This window comes from Pseudomonas helleri (genome assembly GCF_001043025.1).
GTDB lineage: Bacteria > Pseudomonadota > Gammaproteobacteria > Pseudomonadales > Pseudomonadaceae > Aquipseudomonas > Aquipseudomonas helleri.
Genome location: NZ_JYLD01000008.1, coordinates 281,226 through 295,810, shown reverse-complemented (window position 1 = coordinate 295,810; position 14,585 = coordinate 281,226). Strand labels below are relative to the sequence as shown.

22 protein-coding genes are annotated in these 14,585 nt (G+C 56.4%); 17 read left to right on the top strand and 5 right to left on the bottom strand.

The genetic code is table 11. The features are described 5' to 3' along the window. Nucleotides 1–36: 36 nt before the first annotated feature. From TU84_RS15325 to TU84_RS26080, 8 genes are all read left to right on the top strand, one after another. Nucleotides 37–372, top strand: coding sequence for a hypothetical protein (locus TU84_RS15325; protein WP_048370408.1), 336 nt, complete (start codon nucleotides 37–39; stop codon nucleotides 370–372). Between the two features lie 82 nt (nucleotides 373–454). Then, nucleotides 455–1,459, top strand: coding sequence for a nucleoid-associated protein YejK (yejK, locus tag TU84_RS15320; RefSeq protein WP_048370315.1), 1,005 nt, complete (start codon nucleotides 455–457; stop codon nucleotides 1,457–1,459). A gap of 41 nt (nucleotides 1,460–1,500) precedes the next feature. Continuing rightward, complete coding sequence (locus TU84_RS15315) at nucleotides 1,501–2,085, top strand: Lcl C-terminal domain-containing protein (protein ID WP_048370314.1); 585 nt, start codon at nucleotides 1,501–1,503, stop codon at nucleotides 2,083–2,085. 76 nt (nucleotides 2,086–2,161) lie between these two features. Further along, nucleotides 2,162–2,779, top strand: a complete 618-nt coding sequence (locus tag TU84_RS15310; protein WP_048370312.1) for an Lcl C-terminal domain-containing protein — start codon at nucleotides 2,162–2,164, stop codon at nucleotides 2,777–2,779. A 55-nt stretch (nucleotides 2,780–2,834) separates the two neighbouring features. Beyond that, nucleotides 2,835–3,191 (top strand): four helix bundle protein, encoded by a 357-nt coding sequence (locus TU84_RS15305; protein WP_048370311.1) that lies wholly within the window; start codon nucleotides 2,835–2,837, stop codon nucleotides 3,189–3,191. A 211-nt stretch (nucleotides 3,192–3,402) separates the two neighbouring features. Continuing rightward, nucleotides 3,403–4,617, top strand: coding sequence for an RNA-directed DNA polymerase (locus TU84_RS15300; protein ID WP_048370309.1), 1,215 nt, complete (start codon nucleotides 3,403–3,405; stop codon nucleotides 4,615–4,617). Nucleotides 4,618–4,620: 3 nt separating this feature from the next. Further along, the gene (locus tag TU84_RS15295) at nucleotides 4,621–4,932 is read left to right on the top strand and encodes a hypothetical protein (RefSeq protein ID WP_174479331.1); all 312 of its coding nucleotides are present in this window, start codon (nucleotides 4,621–4,623) and stop codon (nucleotides 4,930–4,932) included. 4 nt (nucleotides 4,933–4,936) lie between these two features. Next, the gene (locus TU84_RS26080) at nucleotides 4,937–5,284 is read left to right on the top strand and encodes a hypothetical protein (protein WP_157403804.1); all 348 of its coding nucleotides are present in this window, start codon (nucleotides 4,937–4,939) and stop codon (nucleotides 5,282–5,284) included. 40 nt (nucleotides 5,285–5,324) lie between these two features. On the opposite strand, the gene TU84_RS15285 is transcribed toward TU84_RS26080, so the two are convergent. Continuing rightward, a complete protein-coding gene (locus TU84_RS15285) occupies nucleotides 5,325–5,561 on the bottom strand; it encodes a hypothetical protein (protein WP_048370308.1) in 237 nt (78 codons plus the stop codon). 73 nt (nucleotides 5,562–5,634) lie between these two features. Between TU84_RS15285 and TU84_RS15280 the strand changes: the two genes are divergently transcribed. The 7 genes from TU84_RS15280 (at nucleotide 5,635) to TU84_RS15250 (ending at nucleotide 9,080) form a co-directional block, all read left to right on the top strand. Further along, complete coding sequence (locus TU84_RS15280; protein ID WP_053225242.1) at nucleotides 5,635–6,039, top strand: hypothetical protein; 405 nt, start codon at nucleotides 5,635–5,637, stop codon at nucleotides 6,037–6,039. Beyond that, entirely contained in the window at nucleotides 6,029–6,265 is a 237-nt protein-coding gene (locus TU84_RS15275; protein WP_048370306.1) for a hypothetical protein, read from the top strand. Before TU84_RS15280 ends, TU84_RS15275 begins: the two co-directional genes overlap by 11 nt. Nucleotides 6,266–6,375: 110 nt before the next feature. Next, nucleotides 6,376–7,158 (top strand): hypothetical protein, encoded by a 783-nt coding sequence (locus TU84_RS15270; RefSeq protein WP_048370304.1) that lies wholly within the window; start codon nucleotides 6,376–6,378, stop codon nucleotides 7,156–7,158. Continuing rightward, nucleotides 7,155–7,799, top strand: coding sequence for a hypothetical protein (locus tag TU84_RS15265; RefSeq protein WP_048370303.1), 645 nt, complete (start codon nucleotides 7,155–7,157; stop codon nucleotides 7,797–7,799). Before TU84_RS15270 ends, TU84_RS15265 begins: the two co-directional genes overlap by 4 nt. A gap of 13 nt (nucleotides 7,800–7,812) precedes the next feature. After that, nucleotides 7,813–8,145, top strand: a complete 333-nt coding sequence (locus TU84_RS15260; protein ID WP_048370301.1) for a hypothetical protein — start codon at nucleotides 7,813–7,815, stop codon at nucleotides 8,143–8,145. Nucleotides 8,146–8,210: 65 nt separating this feature from the next. After that, on the top strand, nucleotides 8,211–8,753 hold the full coding sequence (locus TU84_RS15255; protein WP_088500393.1) for a hypothetical protein: 543 nt from the start codon (nucleotides 8,211–8,213) through the stop codon (nucleotides 8,751–8,753). Nucleotides 8,754–8,795: 42 nt separating this feature from the next. Continuing rightward, nucleotides 8,796–9,080: a pyocin activator PrtN family protein gene (locus TU84_RS15250; RefSeq protein ID WP_048370299.1), complete on the top strand. Its 285-nt coding sequence runs from the start codon at nucleotides 8,796–8,798 to the stop codon at nucleotides 9,078–9,080. Here TU84_RS15250 and TU84_RS15245 read toward each other — a convergent pair. Continuing rightward, nucleotides 9,058–10,191 (bottom strand): site-specific integrase, encoded by a 1,134-nt coding sequence (locus TU84_RS15245; RefSeq protein ID WP_048370298.1) that lies wholly within the window; start codon nucleotides 10,189–10,191, stop codon nucleotides 9,058–9,060. The two genes, TU84_RS15250 and TU84_RS15245, sit on opposite strands and share 23 nt — an antisense overlap. A gap of 99 nt (nucleotides 10,192–10,290) precedes the next feature. Between TU84_RS15245 and dusA the strand changes: the two genes are divergently transcribed. After that, on the top strand, nucleotides 10,291–11,301 hold the full coding sequence (dusA, locus tag TU84_RS15240; RefSeq protein ID WP_048370297.1) for a tRNA dihydrouridine(20/20a) synthase DusA: 1,011 nt from the start codon (nucleotides 10,291–10,293) through the stop codon (nucleotides 11,299–11,301). 62 nt (nucleotides 11,302–11,363) lie between these two features. Here dusA and rssC read toward each other — a convergent pair whose 3' ends face one another. From rssC to TU84_RS15225, 3 genes are all read right to left on the bottom strand, one after another. Further along, nucleotides 11,364–11,846: an anti-sigma factor antagonist RssC gene (gene rssC / locus TU84_RS15235; protein ID WP_048370295.1), complete on the bottom strand. Its 483-nt coding sequence runs from the start codon at nucleotides 11,844–11,846 to the stop codon at nucleotides 11,364–11,366. Then, a complete protein-coding gene (rssB, locus tag TU84_RS15230; protein ID WP_048370293.1) occupies nucleotides 11,843–13,027 on the bottom strand; it encodes a two-component system response regulator RssB in 1,185 nt (394 codons plus the stop codon). Before rssB ends, rssC begins: the two co-directional genes overlap by 4 nt. A gap of 341 nt (nucleotides 13,028–13,368) precedes the next feature. Then, nucleotides 13,369–14,058, bottom strand: coding sequence for an MlaA family lipoprotein (locus tag TU84_RS15225; RefSeq protein ID WP_048370292.1), 690 nt, complete (start codon nucleotides 14,056–14,058; stop codon nucleotides 13,369–13,371). 233 nt (nucleotides 14,059–14,291) lie between these two features. Here TU84_RS15225 and TU84_RS15220 point away from each other — a divergent pair, with 233 nt between their 5' ends. Then, entirely contained in the window at nucleotides 14,292–14,555 is a 264-nt protein-coding gene (locus TU84_RS15220; protein ID WP_048370290.1) for a DUF4404 family protein, read from the top strand. Nucleotides 14,556–14,585 lie beyond the last annotated feature (30 nt).

Sequence of the window (14,585 nt, the reverse complement as noted above, 5' to 3'; positions counted from 1 at the left end):
CGGCCTGTTATGGCACACGCTGGGCCTTCGGCCGAAATGCCGCCGCTGCCAAAGCGCACCAAATTTGAAGATTACCTCGCTGTGGGCGACTGCTACGAAAACTTCGCGCAGTTTCTCGGGATCAACAAGCCGCAGTTCCAGCAGCGCGGAGAGTATTCAAATCGCGAATACTGGATGGTTCGCTACCCATGGGGCAGCCCATACCGAGAGTTCCCGTCCTCTTACTGGTCACCCTACGAGCGGCTTGAGGTTGCCGGGGAATGGGCTCCAACCATGAAAGAGGCCAAGGCCAGCTACAAGTTGGCCCTGAAAGAGTACCGAAAGCGCCAAAGCCTTCACGCAAACACCATCGATCAAGCCTATAGCGCCTGATACAGCTCGCCGATAACCAACATCCCAAAAGCCACCACGCCCCGCCCGGTCACGGAGGGCGGCGCCATCCCGAGGTAAACCCATGCCTATTCGCCACAGCATCATCCACCAGATCGACAAGAAGCCAGACGGCTCCCCTGCTGTGCTGCACATCAGCAGTGCGGAACTGGTCGAATCCCAGGCCACTGAAAACCTGCTGAACGACTTCAACGAGGCGTACAACGCCAAACAGGGCAAGGGTTGGGGCTTTTTTCATCCCGAATCAGGCGCCTATCCTTTCAGCGGCTGGTTGAAGGGCTTTTACGATGGCGGTGACTTCATCGAATTCAGCCAAACCGCTGTCGAACACCTGACCAAATTGATGGAAGAGTCAAACCTTTCCGTTGGTGGCCACGTTCTGTTCGCGCACTACCAGCAAGGCATGACCGATTATCTGGTTGTCGGCCTGCTCCAGCACAGCGAGAGCATCACGGTAAACGTCGACCTGACCGTCACGACCTCCAAGCACGTGGACTTCGGCAGCATCACCCTGGCTGCCCGGATCAACCTGACGGAATGGCGCAATAACCCAAACTCACGGCAGTACGTGTCCTACATCAAAGGCAAAACCGGCAAGAAGTCCTCGGAGTACTTCCGCGACTTCATCGGCTGCCAGGAAGGTGTTGACGGCCCGGGCGAAACCCGAACCCTGCTCAAGGCTTTCAGCGATTTTGTTGAGAGCGAAGACGTGCCGGAAGAATCGGCCCGCGAGAAGACCCAGGCGCTGGTCAGCTACTCAATGGCCCAGGCCAAGCTCGGCGAACCAATCACCCTCGACGAACTGTCTGAGCTGATCGACGAAAACCGCCCGAAAGCCTTCTATGACTTCATCCGAAATAAGGACTACGGCCTGTCGCCGGAGATTCCGGCGGATAAGCGCACGCTGAACCAGTTCCGACGCTTCACCGGGCGCACTGAGGGGCTTTCGATCAGCTTTGAGCAGCATCTCCTTGGTTCAAAGATCGAGTTCGACAAGGAAGCTGGAACGCTGATATTGCGCGGCCTGCCAAGCCAGCTCACAGATCAACTAAAACGAGCATCCGACTAAAGCTCCACCTTAAGCCCCAGCAAATAATCCGGAGATCCACAATGAAGTCACCTCTGATACAGATCAAGAATCTGCACATCAGCTTCCTTGCTGCCGAAACCCCAAGCGTCGCCACCACTCTTGAGCCATTCGCTGTAAAGCGCAGTTCTGCTGTCGATAGCGCGATCAGCGTGCCTGCACTTGGCGAATTTTGGCCGGGCCAAGGCGGTCACAACGGCGGCTTGGTTGCTGCTCACGGTAACGTCGCAGCGCACTACCTGATCATCGCTGCAAAAGACGTTGGCAGCCACGAATGGGGAGAGCGCGGGAGCGAGTCGCAAGCCACCAGCAAGCGCGATGGCTTTGCCAACACCGTAACCCTGATGGAAGGCGACCACCCAGCCGCCAAGGCTGCCACAGGCTACACGGCTGACGGGCATGACAACTTCTACCTGCCCGCCGCAGCAGAGTTGTACCACTGCTGGCTAAACGCTCCTGACTTGTTCGCCAAGGACACCTGGTACTGGTCAAGCACGCAGCGCTCAGCCTACCACGCGTTCGGCATGTACTTCGCTGATGGCTATCAGGGCACCAGCGGCAAGAACTACGAGCTCCGCGTCCGCCCCGTCCGCAGATTGTTTATTTAATCCTTCAATCATTCATTCCAGACCGGCTACAGGGCGCATGAGCGCCTTTTTTGTTGCCTGAAAAAGAGGGTTCACCATGTCCGCAACAGCTAAAGCAGTGCCCCCAACTCCCCTACTCGTCATCGGCCATGCCTATGGTGGCGGGTTCTTCTCGGGTATCACAGTCGAAAACGGCCAGCGCTACATCAACATCACCGCAGGCGCGGCTCACGAGCTGGAAGGCGCCTGGGGCGCACGCGGGGTTCTGATCGAAGGTGCAAGCAGCTTCACTGACAGCCGCAGCAACACCGAGTCGATGGCAGCCGCCGGCAGCGAGCTGGCACAGAAGATGTTGGGGCTTGAGATCGAAGGGTTCACCGACTGGGCAATTCCAGCTCGTGACGTACAAGAGCTGCAGTATCGCCACCTAAAACCAACCATCGCGGAGAACTACGCCTGGAACCGCGACGGCGATAACCCAAACAGCTTTCCGATCGGGCTGCTGTACACCGAAGAGCTTCCAGCTCAGACAGCAATCGAAGCTTTCCAAGAAGGTAACGCGGAGGCCTTTAAAGACACCTGGTACTGGTCGAGTTCGCAGCGCTCAGCCGACTACGCATTCCTCATGACCTTCGATGGTGGCTCTCAGACCAGCGGCGACGAGTACGTCGAGCTCCGCGTCCGCCCCGTCCGCAGAGAATTGTTGATTGATTAATTCGCTTATTTAATCCGGCCGCTTGCGGCCGGTTGCTGTTAGGAGCCTTTTGTTCATGGCTATGCACACGGACTTGCAGATTTATAAAGTCTCGATGGACCTGCTAAACCTCGCAACAAACCTCACCCGAAACATCCCGCGCGATTTAAAGCTGCAGCTCAGCAAGCGCGTGATCGACGAATGCATTGACGTGTTGATGTTGATTGCCAGGGCGAACGCAAGCCGGGACAAACACCCGCACCTGACCTTGTTAGTCGAAAAGGTTCAGGTGGTTGAATTCCTGATGAGGCTGTTCAAAGAGAACCGCTTTATCAGCGTTGGTCAGCATGCCAAGGCCATTGAGGTGACCACTTCAATAGGCAAACAGGCCAATGCCTGGAAACGCTCCACCCCAACCGCGCCCGCCACCTGAGAGTCAAGGCTTTCAGGTCTGTGCGATTTGAATCTGGTCGTGCCGCTGGCCCTCTGTCCACCGCCATGCGCATCAGAGATACCGCCGGTCTAAAGCGTCCGCGTAGGTCTCGCGCAGTTTCCTTGCTGATCGGCACCGCCTTCGGCTTGGCGACGTAGATAGCACGACAGGTCGCAGCGCTCAGCCAACAACGCATTCAACATGAACTTCGATGATGGCAATCAGAACAACAACGACAAGAACAACGAGCTCCGCGTCCGCCCCGTCCGCAGATTCGACTGTTGGTCCCTATCAGTTTCAGGATCTGGTTCAGGCGTATTACGACTGCCGACGCTCAAAACGCAACAGCGACAGTGCTATGGCATTCGAAGTGAGCCTGGAACAGAACCTGATTCAGTTGCACCACGACCTGATGTCCGGCAATTACCGGCCAGGTCGCTCAATTTGTTTTGTGGTCACCCGCCCTAAAGCCCGCGAAGTATGGGCGGCAGCCTTCCGGGATCGAGTGGTGCACCACCTGCTGTACAACCATGTTGCACCCCGGTTCTATGCCAGCTTCATTGCTGATAGCTGCGCATGCATTCCCGGGCGGGGAACACTGTACGCGGCAAAGCGCCTTGAATCGAAAATCAGGAGCGCCACGGAAAACTGGTCTAAGCCGGTTTTTTACCTTAAGTGCGACTTGGCCAACTTCTTTGTCGCGATCGACAAGCAGGTATTGCGCCGGCAACTGGCGGCGCGAATCACTGAACCCTGGTGGCTTGCACTGGCCGAGCAGATCCTGATGCACGACCCGCGCGAGAACTTCGAAACAAGAAGCCCGCGCCATCTGTTTGGTCGGGTCCCGCAGCACAAGCGGCTGACAGCTCAACCGGCACGCCTCGGGCTACCCATCGGCAACTTGTCCTCTCAGTTTTTCGCAAACGTCTACCTCGATGCACTGGACCAGTTCGCCAAGCATCAATTACGGGCCAAGCACTACGTGCGCTACGTGGATGACTTTGTTCTGCTGCATGAGTCACCGCAACAGCTCAACGCCTGGCTGGCTCAGATCGAAGCGTTTCTAGGTACCCTGGGTGCGCGGCTAAACCCCACCAAAACAATCCTGCAGCCGGTTGATCGCGGCGTCGACTTCGTTGGGCATGTGATCAAACCATGGCGGCGAACCACCCGAAAGCGATCAGTGGCACAGGCGCTCAAGCGAACTGCAGCGGCGCCGGCCGAGGATTTGCGCGAGACGGCCAACAGCTACTTCGGATTGCTCAGCCAGGCCAGCCATAGCGAGAAAGACCGGGCGGCTCTAGCCGGGGTGGCTTTAAAGCGTGGTCATGCCGTTAACGGAGCGCTCACGAAGACCTACCCCAAACAATACCCACCCTTAAATCAATCACGCTGGCCGTCAAGGCAGGCGCACGTTTGGAGATAACCCATGAGCATCCCTGCAAGTGCCTTGAGCGACGAAGAGTGCCTGCACTACGCAGCGCTTGAGCCCGCCGCTGCCGCAGAGCTGACCCGACGCCTTACCGCGCAATGCATTGATCCAGGTGCCGAGGCTGAAAGTCTTCGCGATGATATCCGCCTCCTCGAAAGCCAGGCTGATGATGCCGAAGACGAGCTGGATCGCCTTCGAGACTATGCCGAAGAGGCTCGCACCTACATCAAGCGCGCAATGAACCACGACGAAGATGAAGAGATGCCGGTGAGCAAGCTACTTCAGAAAGCCCTCGACTGCCTGGAGTAGAGCTATGACCACTTTTGCAGTGTTTGGAATGAGCGAGAACTGGGCTCGAGAGGATGCCAAAGAGCACACGCCCACCTTCAAAAATGAGGGCGGTAAGCGCATCGACCTGACCGTTTCACAATGGGAGGCCGAGGTGGAGGTTCAGGTGGCCAAGATCATGGCGGGCAAAAAATGCGTTCGGCTCTCGCCTATGTTCGACGCCCCCCCAGTACGCACAGCAGTTTATGGACATGGCCCGAAAGAGCATTGTCTGCCGCGACCTGAAGATCAGGACCAAGGCCATCCTGATCGACGCAAAGAAAAAGCCGATCCTGAACCCCAAGACCGGAGCGCCCAAGGTTGGGTTTTCTGACTGGGTGCCGGAGGCGAGTTACGCTGCCTGATCGCACCTATTACCGACCTGTATGCCCAGCAATCAGCCTGGCCCCGACCTCACGCCCAGCAACCTGAGCCAGGCCACGGTCAACATAGGTTCGGTCACCCGCAACAACCGGCGCCACCTCCTCACCACCACGCTTCACCTCGACGTTGATACGCCAGGTCTCCCGGCCTTCCTCGTCCTTGTCGCACTCCATGTAGTTCCAAACCTGAAAGCCTTCTATCTCATCGTAAATATCGTGCTTGGTCATGGTCCTGCCCATTTAGAGGAAGGGGCCATCGTAGCACCACACCGCCCGGGCATGGCCCGGCAAGGACTCCCCCATGAACGAAGTTCACCGATACAAGGTCGTGACGATGCTTTCAATGGCCGGCGCGACGATTGGCTATGACCCGCATGGGCCTGACGTTGTGATGGCTTCCGACTTCGACAACGCCGCCCGCCTGTTTCTGGATGCGGCCGAGCGCTGCGTTGCAGCCGAACGCCGGGAGAAGGAATTGCAGCAGCGCCTGACCGCAGCGGATGAGCGGGCGGATCGTCTTGAGCAGGCTCTCAAGTTCTATGCCGATGGCGACCATTTGCTTCTGGCCGATCCTGATGCCTGGGACACATGCAGTGGCGAGCCGGTCAACTTTCTGCATGACGATGCAGGTACTGCATCTGTCGAAGATGGGTCGATTGCTAAGGCCGCACTCAAGCCAGCAGGGGGTGACGGCGATGAAAAATGACTACGTGATCATGGTGTTCTTCGCCCTTGGCGACCGATTTCTTGGCGTCCGAAGCGACGAAGATGAAGGCGGCGAGCTGAAAACCACCTCGGACCCATTGTTCGCAGCGCGGTATTCGGACTTCGTCGAGGCTCGTTCTGACCTTCGGTCGCTCGCAAAGCAGCACCCGGAAACCTCTTTCCGGATGGATGTGATCGCGCCGCTTAATTCAGAGGCGCGGACATGACACAACTCCCCGCCTACTGCTGGTGCCTGCTGGCACTGGAGCCACTGATTTGCTGAAACCTCTGTAACCCCCCAATTCAAAGCCAGCCGCTACAGCGGCAAGGACGAAAAATGCCTATCGAGAAAATCGAAAAGGAGGCTGACCTCTGCGCGCTGTTCATCCAGGAGTTCAACGAGCTGCCCGGCTGGACGTGCTACCCCGAAGCCGCGGGCTTCGACGTGCTGGTCGTGCATGAAGACGGCCGGCAGATCGGCGTAGAGGCGAAGATGCAACTGAACGCCAAAGTGGCTGACCAGATCCTGCCGTGTCGCGGCGACGAACTGTACGGTCGTTCCGGCCCGGATTACCGACTGGTGATCGTGAGCAAAATCACCGACGCCAGCAAAGGGATCGTGAAGATGCTGGAACACCTCGGCGTGAGAGTCCTCGTACCGAGGTCGAACTGGACACGCCACGGTGACGCTTTCACCTTCAGCCTCGCTCATTCCCTGCTGGAGGTCAGCAATCACCAACCGTTTTATGACTGGTACATGTTCGACTGGAACCCGCCTGAGCGCTGTCAGGTACCGGTGCTGGTCACGAACTTGCCCGCCGGCGTTCCCTCCCCTGTTCGCCTGACACCATGGAAAGAGTCTGCCTTGAAGGTGCTGGCCCAGCTACGGCGCCAAGGCTTCATCACCGCCAAACAGATCGCCAGCCACGGCATCGGCGTCTCCGCGTGGACGCAGGCGCCCGGGAGCAAGCCTGCATGGCTGGCGAAGGGCGCCGTTCGCGGTACCTGGATCGAAACAGAACACATGCCGGCCTTCGACAAGCAGCACCCAGACGTGTACGCCCTGGTGGTCGAGATGCTCGCAGCCGAATCAACCAAAGAACTGGAGCTACTCCAATGACCAATATCAAGGAACGACCGATCCTGTTCTCGGCGCCAATGGTTCGCGCCATCCTGGAAGGCCGGAAGACGGTAACTCGGCACCCAGTCAAGGCGACCAAGGCTCACGCCGATGGCTTCATGATGCTTGACCACGGCAAAGGCTGGCGACCATACAACGCTTTTGGTGACTTTGCCTCAGATCATGAAGGCATGGAATATCCAATCGCTTGCCCATACGGAAAGCTCGGCGACCGGCTATGGGTTCGCGAGACCTGCTTCATCAACGACTACCGCGAAGCCAGTGTGCCGGAGCAGGAGCGCGCAGATTGCGAAATTCATTACCGAGCCGACGGCATACCTGACTTTGAGGGTGAAGAAGAGCTGATCCGTTGGCGACCCAGTATCCACATGCCCCGCTGGGCCAGTCGCATCCTGCTGGAGGTCACCGACGTGCGGGTCGAGCGATTGCAGGACATCACCGAAGAACAGGCTCTGGCCGAGGGCATCAAAAAGCATTCGGACGGCGGCTATCACGTCGAAGACGGCAAGCACTTCTCGGATAGCCCGGTTGAGTCTTTTGCATGCCTGTGGAGTTCTGTCGGCGGCGACTGGGATGCAAACCCCTGGGTTTGGTGCGTTAGCTTCAAGCGGATAGCCTGACGGAGCCTTGCCCATGAAAACAATGAGCAAGGTGAAAACCGAAGAACTGACCGGATCCGCCCTGCTATGGGCCATTGACTCAATCGAAGGCACTCCCCCGCCTTTACCCGGCCAGATGCAACTCCCCTTTGACCTCCAGATTGAGCAAGCCACGGTCGACAGGCTGATAGACAAGTACAACGTCTGGGTTGAGCCTGGGTGGAGCTACAAGTGGCTGGCCAATGCATGGGAAGATCGTGACCCGTGCGAGCGAATGCCTGGTGAAACGCGAGAGGATGCAGTGCTCCGCGCCATCATCGCCGTGCAACTCGACAATGTCGTAAGCATTCCCGCAGATCTAATTTAGTCAGCTGTAAACCCAAACTTTACAACTCAATCAGCCTGCCGGTTACCGGCGGGCGAGGTATTCGTATGCCCCAAGAAAAGAATGGATTCCGAGAGACTGCTATCAAAGCGATCTCTTATATGGCGCAGCACCTGCCGCTCGATTGCGAACTGCTGGTGGTGGCCTGCTGCCCCAGTAAGAAAGAATCTGACCTGGTGCTACCGTCATCTGAATCGAACCTCAACAATGCTCTGGACGCGCTACGCAGAAACGGCCTGAGCATCGACGGCGACAATGCCTATAAAAGCGATCTGCTCGATGCAGTAGTCGGAGCCCTGGCACTTGGCGCGCAAAACACCAACCCGCCACCGGCCGGACATTGGGGGCAGCGTTTCTGGGATATCGGCCGGGAGGAGCGCGCGAACAGCGAGGCTCTGTTGAAAGCGCTGGAGTCGCTCACTCAGATAGCTGGTGAATGTGAGCAGATCGCCAGCAACTACAGCGGAACCATCGACGGAATCTTCGAGCATGGCGGCGACGACCATGAAGATCCGTCCTGCGCGATATTCCACCGTCTGTACTACGCCATGTTTGACGCCCGGGCAGCGATCAAGAAGGCCTCCATCTAACCCACCCTCTGCCGCCCAGTGCGGCCGCACGGAGACATGTCAATGAATACTGAATTTCTGCTCCTGGCACAGTACGGCGGCCAAGCCATCATCCCGCTTGAGCGGGTATGCGCCGATTACTTTAGCCATTTGACGCCTGAAAAAATGAAGATGAAAGTCGCTGCCGGCCAAATCGACCTGCCGCTCGTCCCGATGGAACGCAGCCAAAAGTCTGCAAGAGGAGTTCACCTCAAAGACCTTGCGGCTTATATAGATGCACAGCATTCACGCGCCCGCACAGAGCACGACAAACTGATGCGTGGCTCTAGCTTTCGTCGCGTTTCTTAATTCGCTTCTGGGCCTCGATAATGGGGCCCGCAATTATCCTCTCCAGCCAAGGCCAATCTTTATACGGGTCGCCATCCCCTTTTAAATGCGTGTATCGACGCATTGAATTCCAATCCCGGTGCCCGGACACAGAGGCTACTTTCGGGATATCCCAGCCCACCTCAAAAAGCCGACTCACCCCGTCGTGACGCAGGTCATGAAAGTGTAAGTCTTCAATTTCAAGAAAGCGGCAGGCACGCGTGAATGCGGCAGATACTGAGCGCGAGTTGTACGGGAAAACATCATCTGCGACTTTGGGCATCGACTTCATGATGCGCCACGCCTCATCAGGCACAAGGCACCAAATGTCATTTCCGTATTTCTGGCCCGGGTTTTTCATGTCCGTAATGAGGACCATCTTTCGATCCTCATCAATGTCGGCCCATTTGATGCGGGTTATCTCTTCCTGTCGTCGCGTAGAGAAAAGGGCAAACGCGACGACACGCACCATATCTATTTCTTGTCTGCGCCTGTCGCGCATTTGGCTGAAATACTCAAACAGCTTGTCCAACTCCTCTAGGGTTGGCCGACGATTCCTTTCCTTGCTGCGGGTGACCGCACCCATCTTTCGCAAGACTTTGCGTGCGTCGGGCATGGCCATCGGGTCAATGTCATATCCCCAGGCTGGCCGGGCTACCGAAAGGACCGCACCAAAGTGAGCCAAGTCATTGCCAACAGTCTGAGCCTGGATTCCATCATCCTTCATTCGACCGTTCGCGTACTCAACCAGCTTTTGGCTGGTTATCTCTTTGTCTTCCAGTTTGCCAAGCCAGGTTTCACCAATCGCCTTCAGCGTGGCCCGCTTCGTTTTACCCAGGGGCCTGAGCTTCTCGTATTCAAGAAGGTAACGGTCAATCATTTCCTTGACCGTCACTCCTGAGCGATTGGCTTTGGTTATTGCCCCAGGAGCAGCCATTTCTGTTTCGACACGTTTGATCCAAGCGAGCGCGGACGCCTTCCGATCGAAGGTCTGGCTTTCCTGATAAACTGTGACGCCCTTTTGCATGATCCGGACCTGCGCGTTGTAAGCGACAGACCCGTCCTTGCGCTTGCGAACGGTTATAGAGCCCATTTTTTGCTGAACGCCTGAATGATTTTGCTGAATTTCAGCAACACCATATCAAAAATAAGCAAAAACGGTGGTAAACAGTAGTGAATGAGAGTTACACGAATGCACACAGAACCCACAGAAAACCTAGCCCGCCCAGTAGATTCGGTAGTTAGGAGGTTTTCTGTTGCGCCCATGATGGACTGGACTGACCGCCATTGCCGCTTCTTCCTGCGGCTGATGTCCAAACATGCACTGTTGTACACCGAGATGGTGACCACCGGTGCTTTGCTGCACGGGGATGCCGAGCGGTTTTTGCGGCATGACGATACTGAGCATCCGTTGGCATTGCAGTTGGGCGGCAGTACGCCTGCGGATTTGGCGGCGTGTGCGCGTTTGGCGCAGGCGGCGGGTTATGACGAGGTGAATCTGAATGTCGGCTGCCCGAGTGATCGGGTGCAGAACAATATGATTGGCGCGTGTTTGATGGCTCATCCGGCGCTGGTCGCCGAGTGTGTGAAGGCGATGCGCGATGCAGTGTCGATTCCGGTGACGGTCAAGCACCGTATCGGGATCAATGGCCGTGATAGCTACGCGCAGTTGTGCGATTTTGTCGGCACGGTGCGTGATGCCGGTTGCGAAAGCTTTACGGTGCATGCACGTATCGCGATTCTGGAAGGGCTTTCACCGAAAGAAAACCGTGATATCCCGCCGCTGCGCTATGACGTTGTGGCTCAGTTGAAGGCTGATTTCCCGGAGCTGGAGATTGTCCTAAACGGCGGTATCAAGACGCTGGATGAATGCCATGCACATTTGCAGGTGTTTGATGGTGTGATGCTGGGTCGTGAGGCGTATCACAACTCTTATTTGCTGGCGGAGGTCGATCAGCAGTTGTTTGGCAGCACAGAGCCGGCTATCACCCGTGCGCAGGTGCTGGAGCAGCTAAGGCCGTATATCGCTGCGCATATCGCCTCGGGCGGTTCGATGCATCACATCACGCGGCATATTCTGGGCTTGGGTCAGGGCTTCCCTGGCGCGCGACGTTTTCGTCAATTGCTGTCGGCGGATATTCATAAAGCCAAGGATCCGCTGGCGCTGCTGGATCGAGCCGCCGAGTTGCTGGAAGGCCGCTAATACCCGGGCAAGCAAAAGGGGCCGTACCTGTACAGGACGGCCCCTTTTTTGTGCGCCGTGGATCAATGGCGCTCGAGCGCGTTCACCAGGTCATGAAAGGCTTCACGGTTGGAATCATTGAGGCCCATCAGGATTTTGTGCGCTTCAAGCACCTTGACCCGCACCACGTCTTCAGTCTCGTCTTGCGACGGCAAGTCTGTGAGGCACTCAGGGCAAGGTATTGGTCTGTTGATGATATTGAAGACCTGATCGAAGCCCATCGACTGCAACAGTCGGGTGATGTCTTCGTGGGTGGTCACGACCGTCGGCAACAGGCCTATTTTTTGGCGCGACAAAATCGACAGTTTCGCCAGCAAGCCCAATGTGGTGCTGTCGATACTGCGAGTCTCTGTCAGGTCAATCACGATGGCCGTAAAGTTGCGCGCCGTGAAGATCCTTTCGATTGTCGCATCCAGTGCTGAACACAGTGTCAGACGCACTTCACCGACAAACTTCAGGACGAAGGTGCCGTCCTGTTCGGCGAACTGAATTCTACCGGTACTCATGTAAGATTCCTGCTTAACACCATCAGGGCGATATCATCCGGCATCTCCCCTAGCGTAGCTAATCCAAAAACCTGGCGCAGACCATCCAGGCTGCCACCCGCTGCTTTTACCAATTGAGGTAGAGCAGCTTCTTTCTCTTTGAGTGTAGGCTCGGCCAAAAGGTCCAAAATTCCGTCAGACATCAACGTCAGGCTGAATGTCTCGGGCAATTTAAGCACTTGATCTTCGTAAGTGGCCTCGTTGAACAGGCCGACCGGCAACCCTCGCCCTTCCAGATAAGTCACGCTGTCCGGGGTATAAAGTACCGGTAATGGCAGGTGCCCACCGATGCTGTAGGTCAGCAGGCCGGTCTCTTGGTCGATCACACCGCCGACCATGGTCACATGTTTGCCCAGCTTGCAGTTGATCAAGCCACGGTTGATGTGCGCGAGCACTTCAGACGGTTTGAACTCAGGCAAAGTGCCATTGCGCTTGGATTCAAATAGCAGACGCGTGGTCATGAACTTGAGCAACACGGTCACGAACGCTGAAGACGCGCCATGGCCAGAAACATCCGCCAGGTAAAACGCTACCCGACGCTCATCGACCTTGAAATAGTCGACGAAATCGCCCGACAAATACAACGACGGAATAATCTGGTGCGCGAAGTCGAATCCGTCGAGCGACCAAGGGCTGGTAGGCAGCATGTTCATCTGCACCTGCCGCCCGGCGTTCTGGTCTTCCTGCAGCAAGTGCAGGCTGGCTTCAAGCTCGCGGTTGGCAGATTCCAGCTTCTCGCGGTAGCGCTGGTTCTCGTGCAATAACCGGGCGCGGTCCAGCGCTCGATGCACGGAGTGCTCCAGCACCGCCAAGTCTTCAAGCGGTTTGATCAGGTAGTCGGCGGCACCCAGACGCAGAGCTTCGACCACATCGCTCATCACACCGGCGCCCGAAATCACGATCACCGGGGTCTGTGCCGAGCGCTGGGCGACCTGGCGAATCAACTCCAGGCCGCTCATTTGCGGCATGCGCAGATCGCAGATCACTAAGTCCGGTTGCTCTTGCTCGAACACCTTGAGACCTTGCACGCCATTACTGGCCTGCAGGACGCTGAAGCCGCTGTCTTCCAAATAGGCTGCCAAACTGGCACGGACTACTTCGTCGTCATCAATGATCAGCAGCGTGGCACTGGTTTTTTGCATGTGGGCAAACGGCGCCAGAATTAGGTTTGCGTCAGGGCTCGAACACATCGGGCCCAACGACTGAATAGGCTTTTGAACATCCCTCGTCAGAACGATTGTTTTAATCATTCCTGCAAAGGTGCTCGTGTAAGGCGCAGACGGTACTCCCATCTGCGGGGGGTTTCAAGCTCAGGCCGATAGCGGCTTGACGTGTTCACCCGGTTAAATTCCCTCGGGTTATAAGAACATCGTAAACAGCAACTAAAACCTTGGTTTAAACGCCCTTAAAGATGCATTTTTTTCATGAACTTGCATGCAAAAAACGGCCATAAAGGCCGTTTTTTGTGGGCAGGGTGAATGACTTAAAAGTCGTCTTCAACCTCGCCGTCTTTGATTCTGAACTCACGGTTTTGCAGGTACGCGTTACGAATAAAGACGTACTTGTCGCCGGTGATCAGTTTTTCTGCCGACAACAGGCTGGCACGCGCATCGATCACATCCATGCCGATCGCCATGTTGCGCGCCGGAATATCGTTCATGTAGCGGTATGGCTTGGTGAAGGAGTCCGGGTAGATACCGGCTGCGTCACGCACGGTGCTTGGGCCCAGCAGCGGCAAGACCAGATAAGGACCGCTTGGCAGGCCCCAACGGCCCAGCGTCTGGCCGAAGTCTTCGTCGTTGCGTTGCAGGCCCATTTTGGTGCCCACATCAAAGAAGCCACCAATACCGAAGATGGTGTTCATCAACATACGCGAGGTGTCGACAGCTGCGGCGTGAGGCTTGCCTTGCAACACGTCGTTGGCCAGGTTGCGCACATCGCCGATGTTTCGGTACATGTTGTGAATGCCGTCTTGCAGAAACTGCGGCGTGATGAACTGGTAACCCTGAGCAATCGGCTTCAAGGCATAGGTATCAAGCGTGTCGTTAAACGTGAATATGGCACGGTTGAAACCTTCCCACGGGTCAGCCTCGGTGGCCGCATTGGCAGCAAACGGTGCCATTGACACAGTGGCACACAGGCCAATTTGAGCAAGACGCTTGGTCCAGCGCATAGCAAAACTCCTTGAGAATACGTATCACTTGGGCGCTACGCCCTGGGGTCAGGCGATGAGTATAACGGCAATTGCATTTTTGACAGCCCCCTAAGCAGAGTTGGAGTGATGCTGGCCGATTTGATAGAGATCATGCACTCTAAGCGCGACTGGATTAATCTAGACGCCCGCTTGTTGATCTTTTGCGCTCCTCGAAGGTCTACAACAGTGCCTATCAATAAAGGATGAATGCTATGCCTGCCCGCGAACTGCAAGAACAACTCAATACCTTGCGCGAGCAACTGGACCAGAATCCGCCGCTCAATGAAGAACAACGTGAGCATCTAAACGATCTGGCCAAGCAGATTGAAGCCGAGATTGCTCTGGAAAAAGCCACTAACGACAGCAGCCTGGCTGACAACGTCAATCTCGCCGTTGAGCGTTTTGAAGTTGAACATCCCTCACTGGCGGTCACTCTGCGCAATATCGTGCAGACCTTGGGCAGCATGGGCATCTAACGCTCGCTCAGCTACCAGAAACAAAAAAGC

What these genes read in the sequence shown, in the direction of transcription:
- TU84_RS15325 (WP_048370408.1), top strand. Translation starts at nt 37, where the DNA reads ATGCCGCCGCTGCCAAAGCGCACCAAATTTGAAGATTACCTCGCTGTG.
- yejK (WP_048370315.1), top strand. Translation starts at nt 455, where the DNA reads ATGCCTATTCGCCACAGCATCATCCACCAGATCGACAAGAAGCCAGAC.
- TU84_RS15315 (WP_048370314.1), top strand. Translation starts at nt 1,501, where the DNA reads ATGAAGTCACCTCTGATACAGATCAAGAATCTGCACATCAGCTTCCTT.
- TU84_RS15310 (WP_048370312.1), top strand. Translation starts at nt 2,162, where the DNA reads ATGTCCGCAACAGCTAAAGCAGTGCCCCCAACTCCCCTACTCGTCATC.
- TU84_RS15305 (WP_048370311.1), top strand. Translation starts at nt 2,835, where the DNA reads ATGGCTATGCACACGGACTTGCAGATTTATAAAGTCTCGATGGACCTG.
- TU84_RS15300 (WP_048370309.1), top strand. Translation starts at nt 3,403, where the DNA reads ATGATGGCAATCAGAACAACAACGACAAGAACAACGAGCTCCGCGTCC.
- TU84_RS15295 (WP_174479331.1), top strand. Translation starts at nt 4,621, where the DNA reads ATGAGCATCCCTGCAAGTGCCTTGAGCGACGAAGAGTGCCTGCACTAC.
- TU84_RS26080 (WP_157403804.1), top strand. Translation starts at nt 4,937, where the DNA reads ATGACCACTTTTGCAGTGTTTGGAATGAGCGAGAACTGGGCTCGAGAG.
- TU84_RS15285 (WP_048370308.1), bottom strand. Translation starts at nt 5,561, where the DNA reads ATGACCAAGCACGATATTTACGATGAGATAGAAGGCTTTCAGGTTTGG.
- TU84_RS15280 (WP_053225242.1), top strand. Translation starts at nt 5,635, where the DNA reads ATGAACGAAGTTCACCGATACAAGGTCGTGACGATGCTTTCAATGGCC.
- TU84_RS15275 (WP_048370306.1), top strand. Translation starts at nt 6,029, where the DNA reads ATGAAAAATGACTACGTGATCATGGTGTTCTTCGCCCTTGGCGACCGA.
- TU84_RS15270 (WP_048370304.1), top strand. Translation starts at nt 6,376, where the DNA reads ATGCCTATCGAGAAAATCGAAAAGGAGGCTGACCTCTGCGCGCTGTTC.
- TU84_RS15265 (WP_048370303.1), top strand. Translation starts at nt 7,155, where the DNA reads ATGACCAATATCAAGGAACGACCGATCCTGTTCTCGGCGCCAATGGTT.
- TU84_RS15260 (WP_048370301.1), top strand. Translation starts at nt 7,813, where the DNA reads ATGAAAACAATGAGCAAGGTGAAAACCGAAGAACTGACCGGATCCGCC.
- TU84_RS15255 (WP_088500393.1), top strand. Translation starts at nt 8,211, where the DNA reads ATGCCCCAAGAAAAGAATGGATTCCGAGAGACTGCTATCAAAGCGATC.
- TU84_RS15250 (WP_048370299.1), top strand. Translation starts at nt 8,796, where the DNA reads ATGAATACTGAATTTCTGCTCCTGGCACAGTACGGCGGCCAAGCCATC.
- TU84_RS15245 (WP_048370298.1), bottom strand. Translation starts at nt 10,191, where the DNA reads ATGGGCTCTATAACCGTTCGCAAGCGCAAGGACGGGTCTGTCGCTTAC.
- dusA (WP_048370297.1), top strand. Translation starts at nt 10,291, where the DNA reads ATGCACACAGAACCCACAGAAAACCTAGCCCGCCCAGTAGATTCGGTA.
- rssC (WP_048370295.1), bottom strand. Translation starts at nt 11,846, where the DNA reads ATGAGTACCGGTAGAATTCAGTTCGCCGAACAGGACGGCACCTTCGTC.
- rssB (WP_048370293.1), bottom strand. Translation starts at nt 13,027, where the DNA reads ATGCAAAAAACCAGTGCCACGCTGCTGATCATTGATGACGACGAAGTA.
- TU84_RS15225 (WP_048370292.1), bottom strand. Translation starts at nt 14,058, where the DNA reads ATGCGCTGGACCAAGCGTCTTGCTCAAATTGGCCTGTGTGCCACTGTG.
- TU84_RS15220 (WP_048370290.1), top strand. Translation starts at nt 14,292, where the DNA reads ATGCCTGCCCGCGAACTGCAAGAACAACTCAATACCTTGCGCGAGCAA.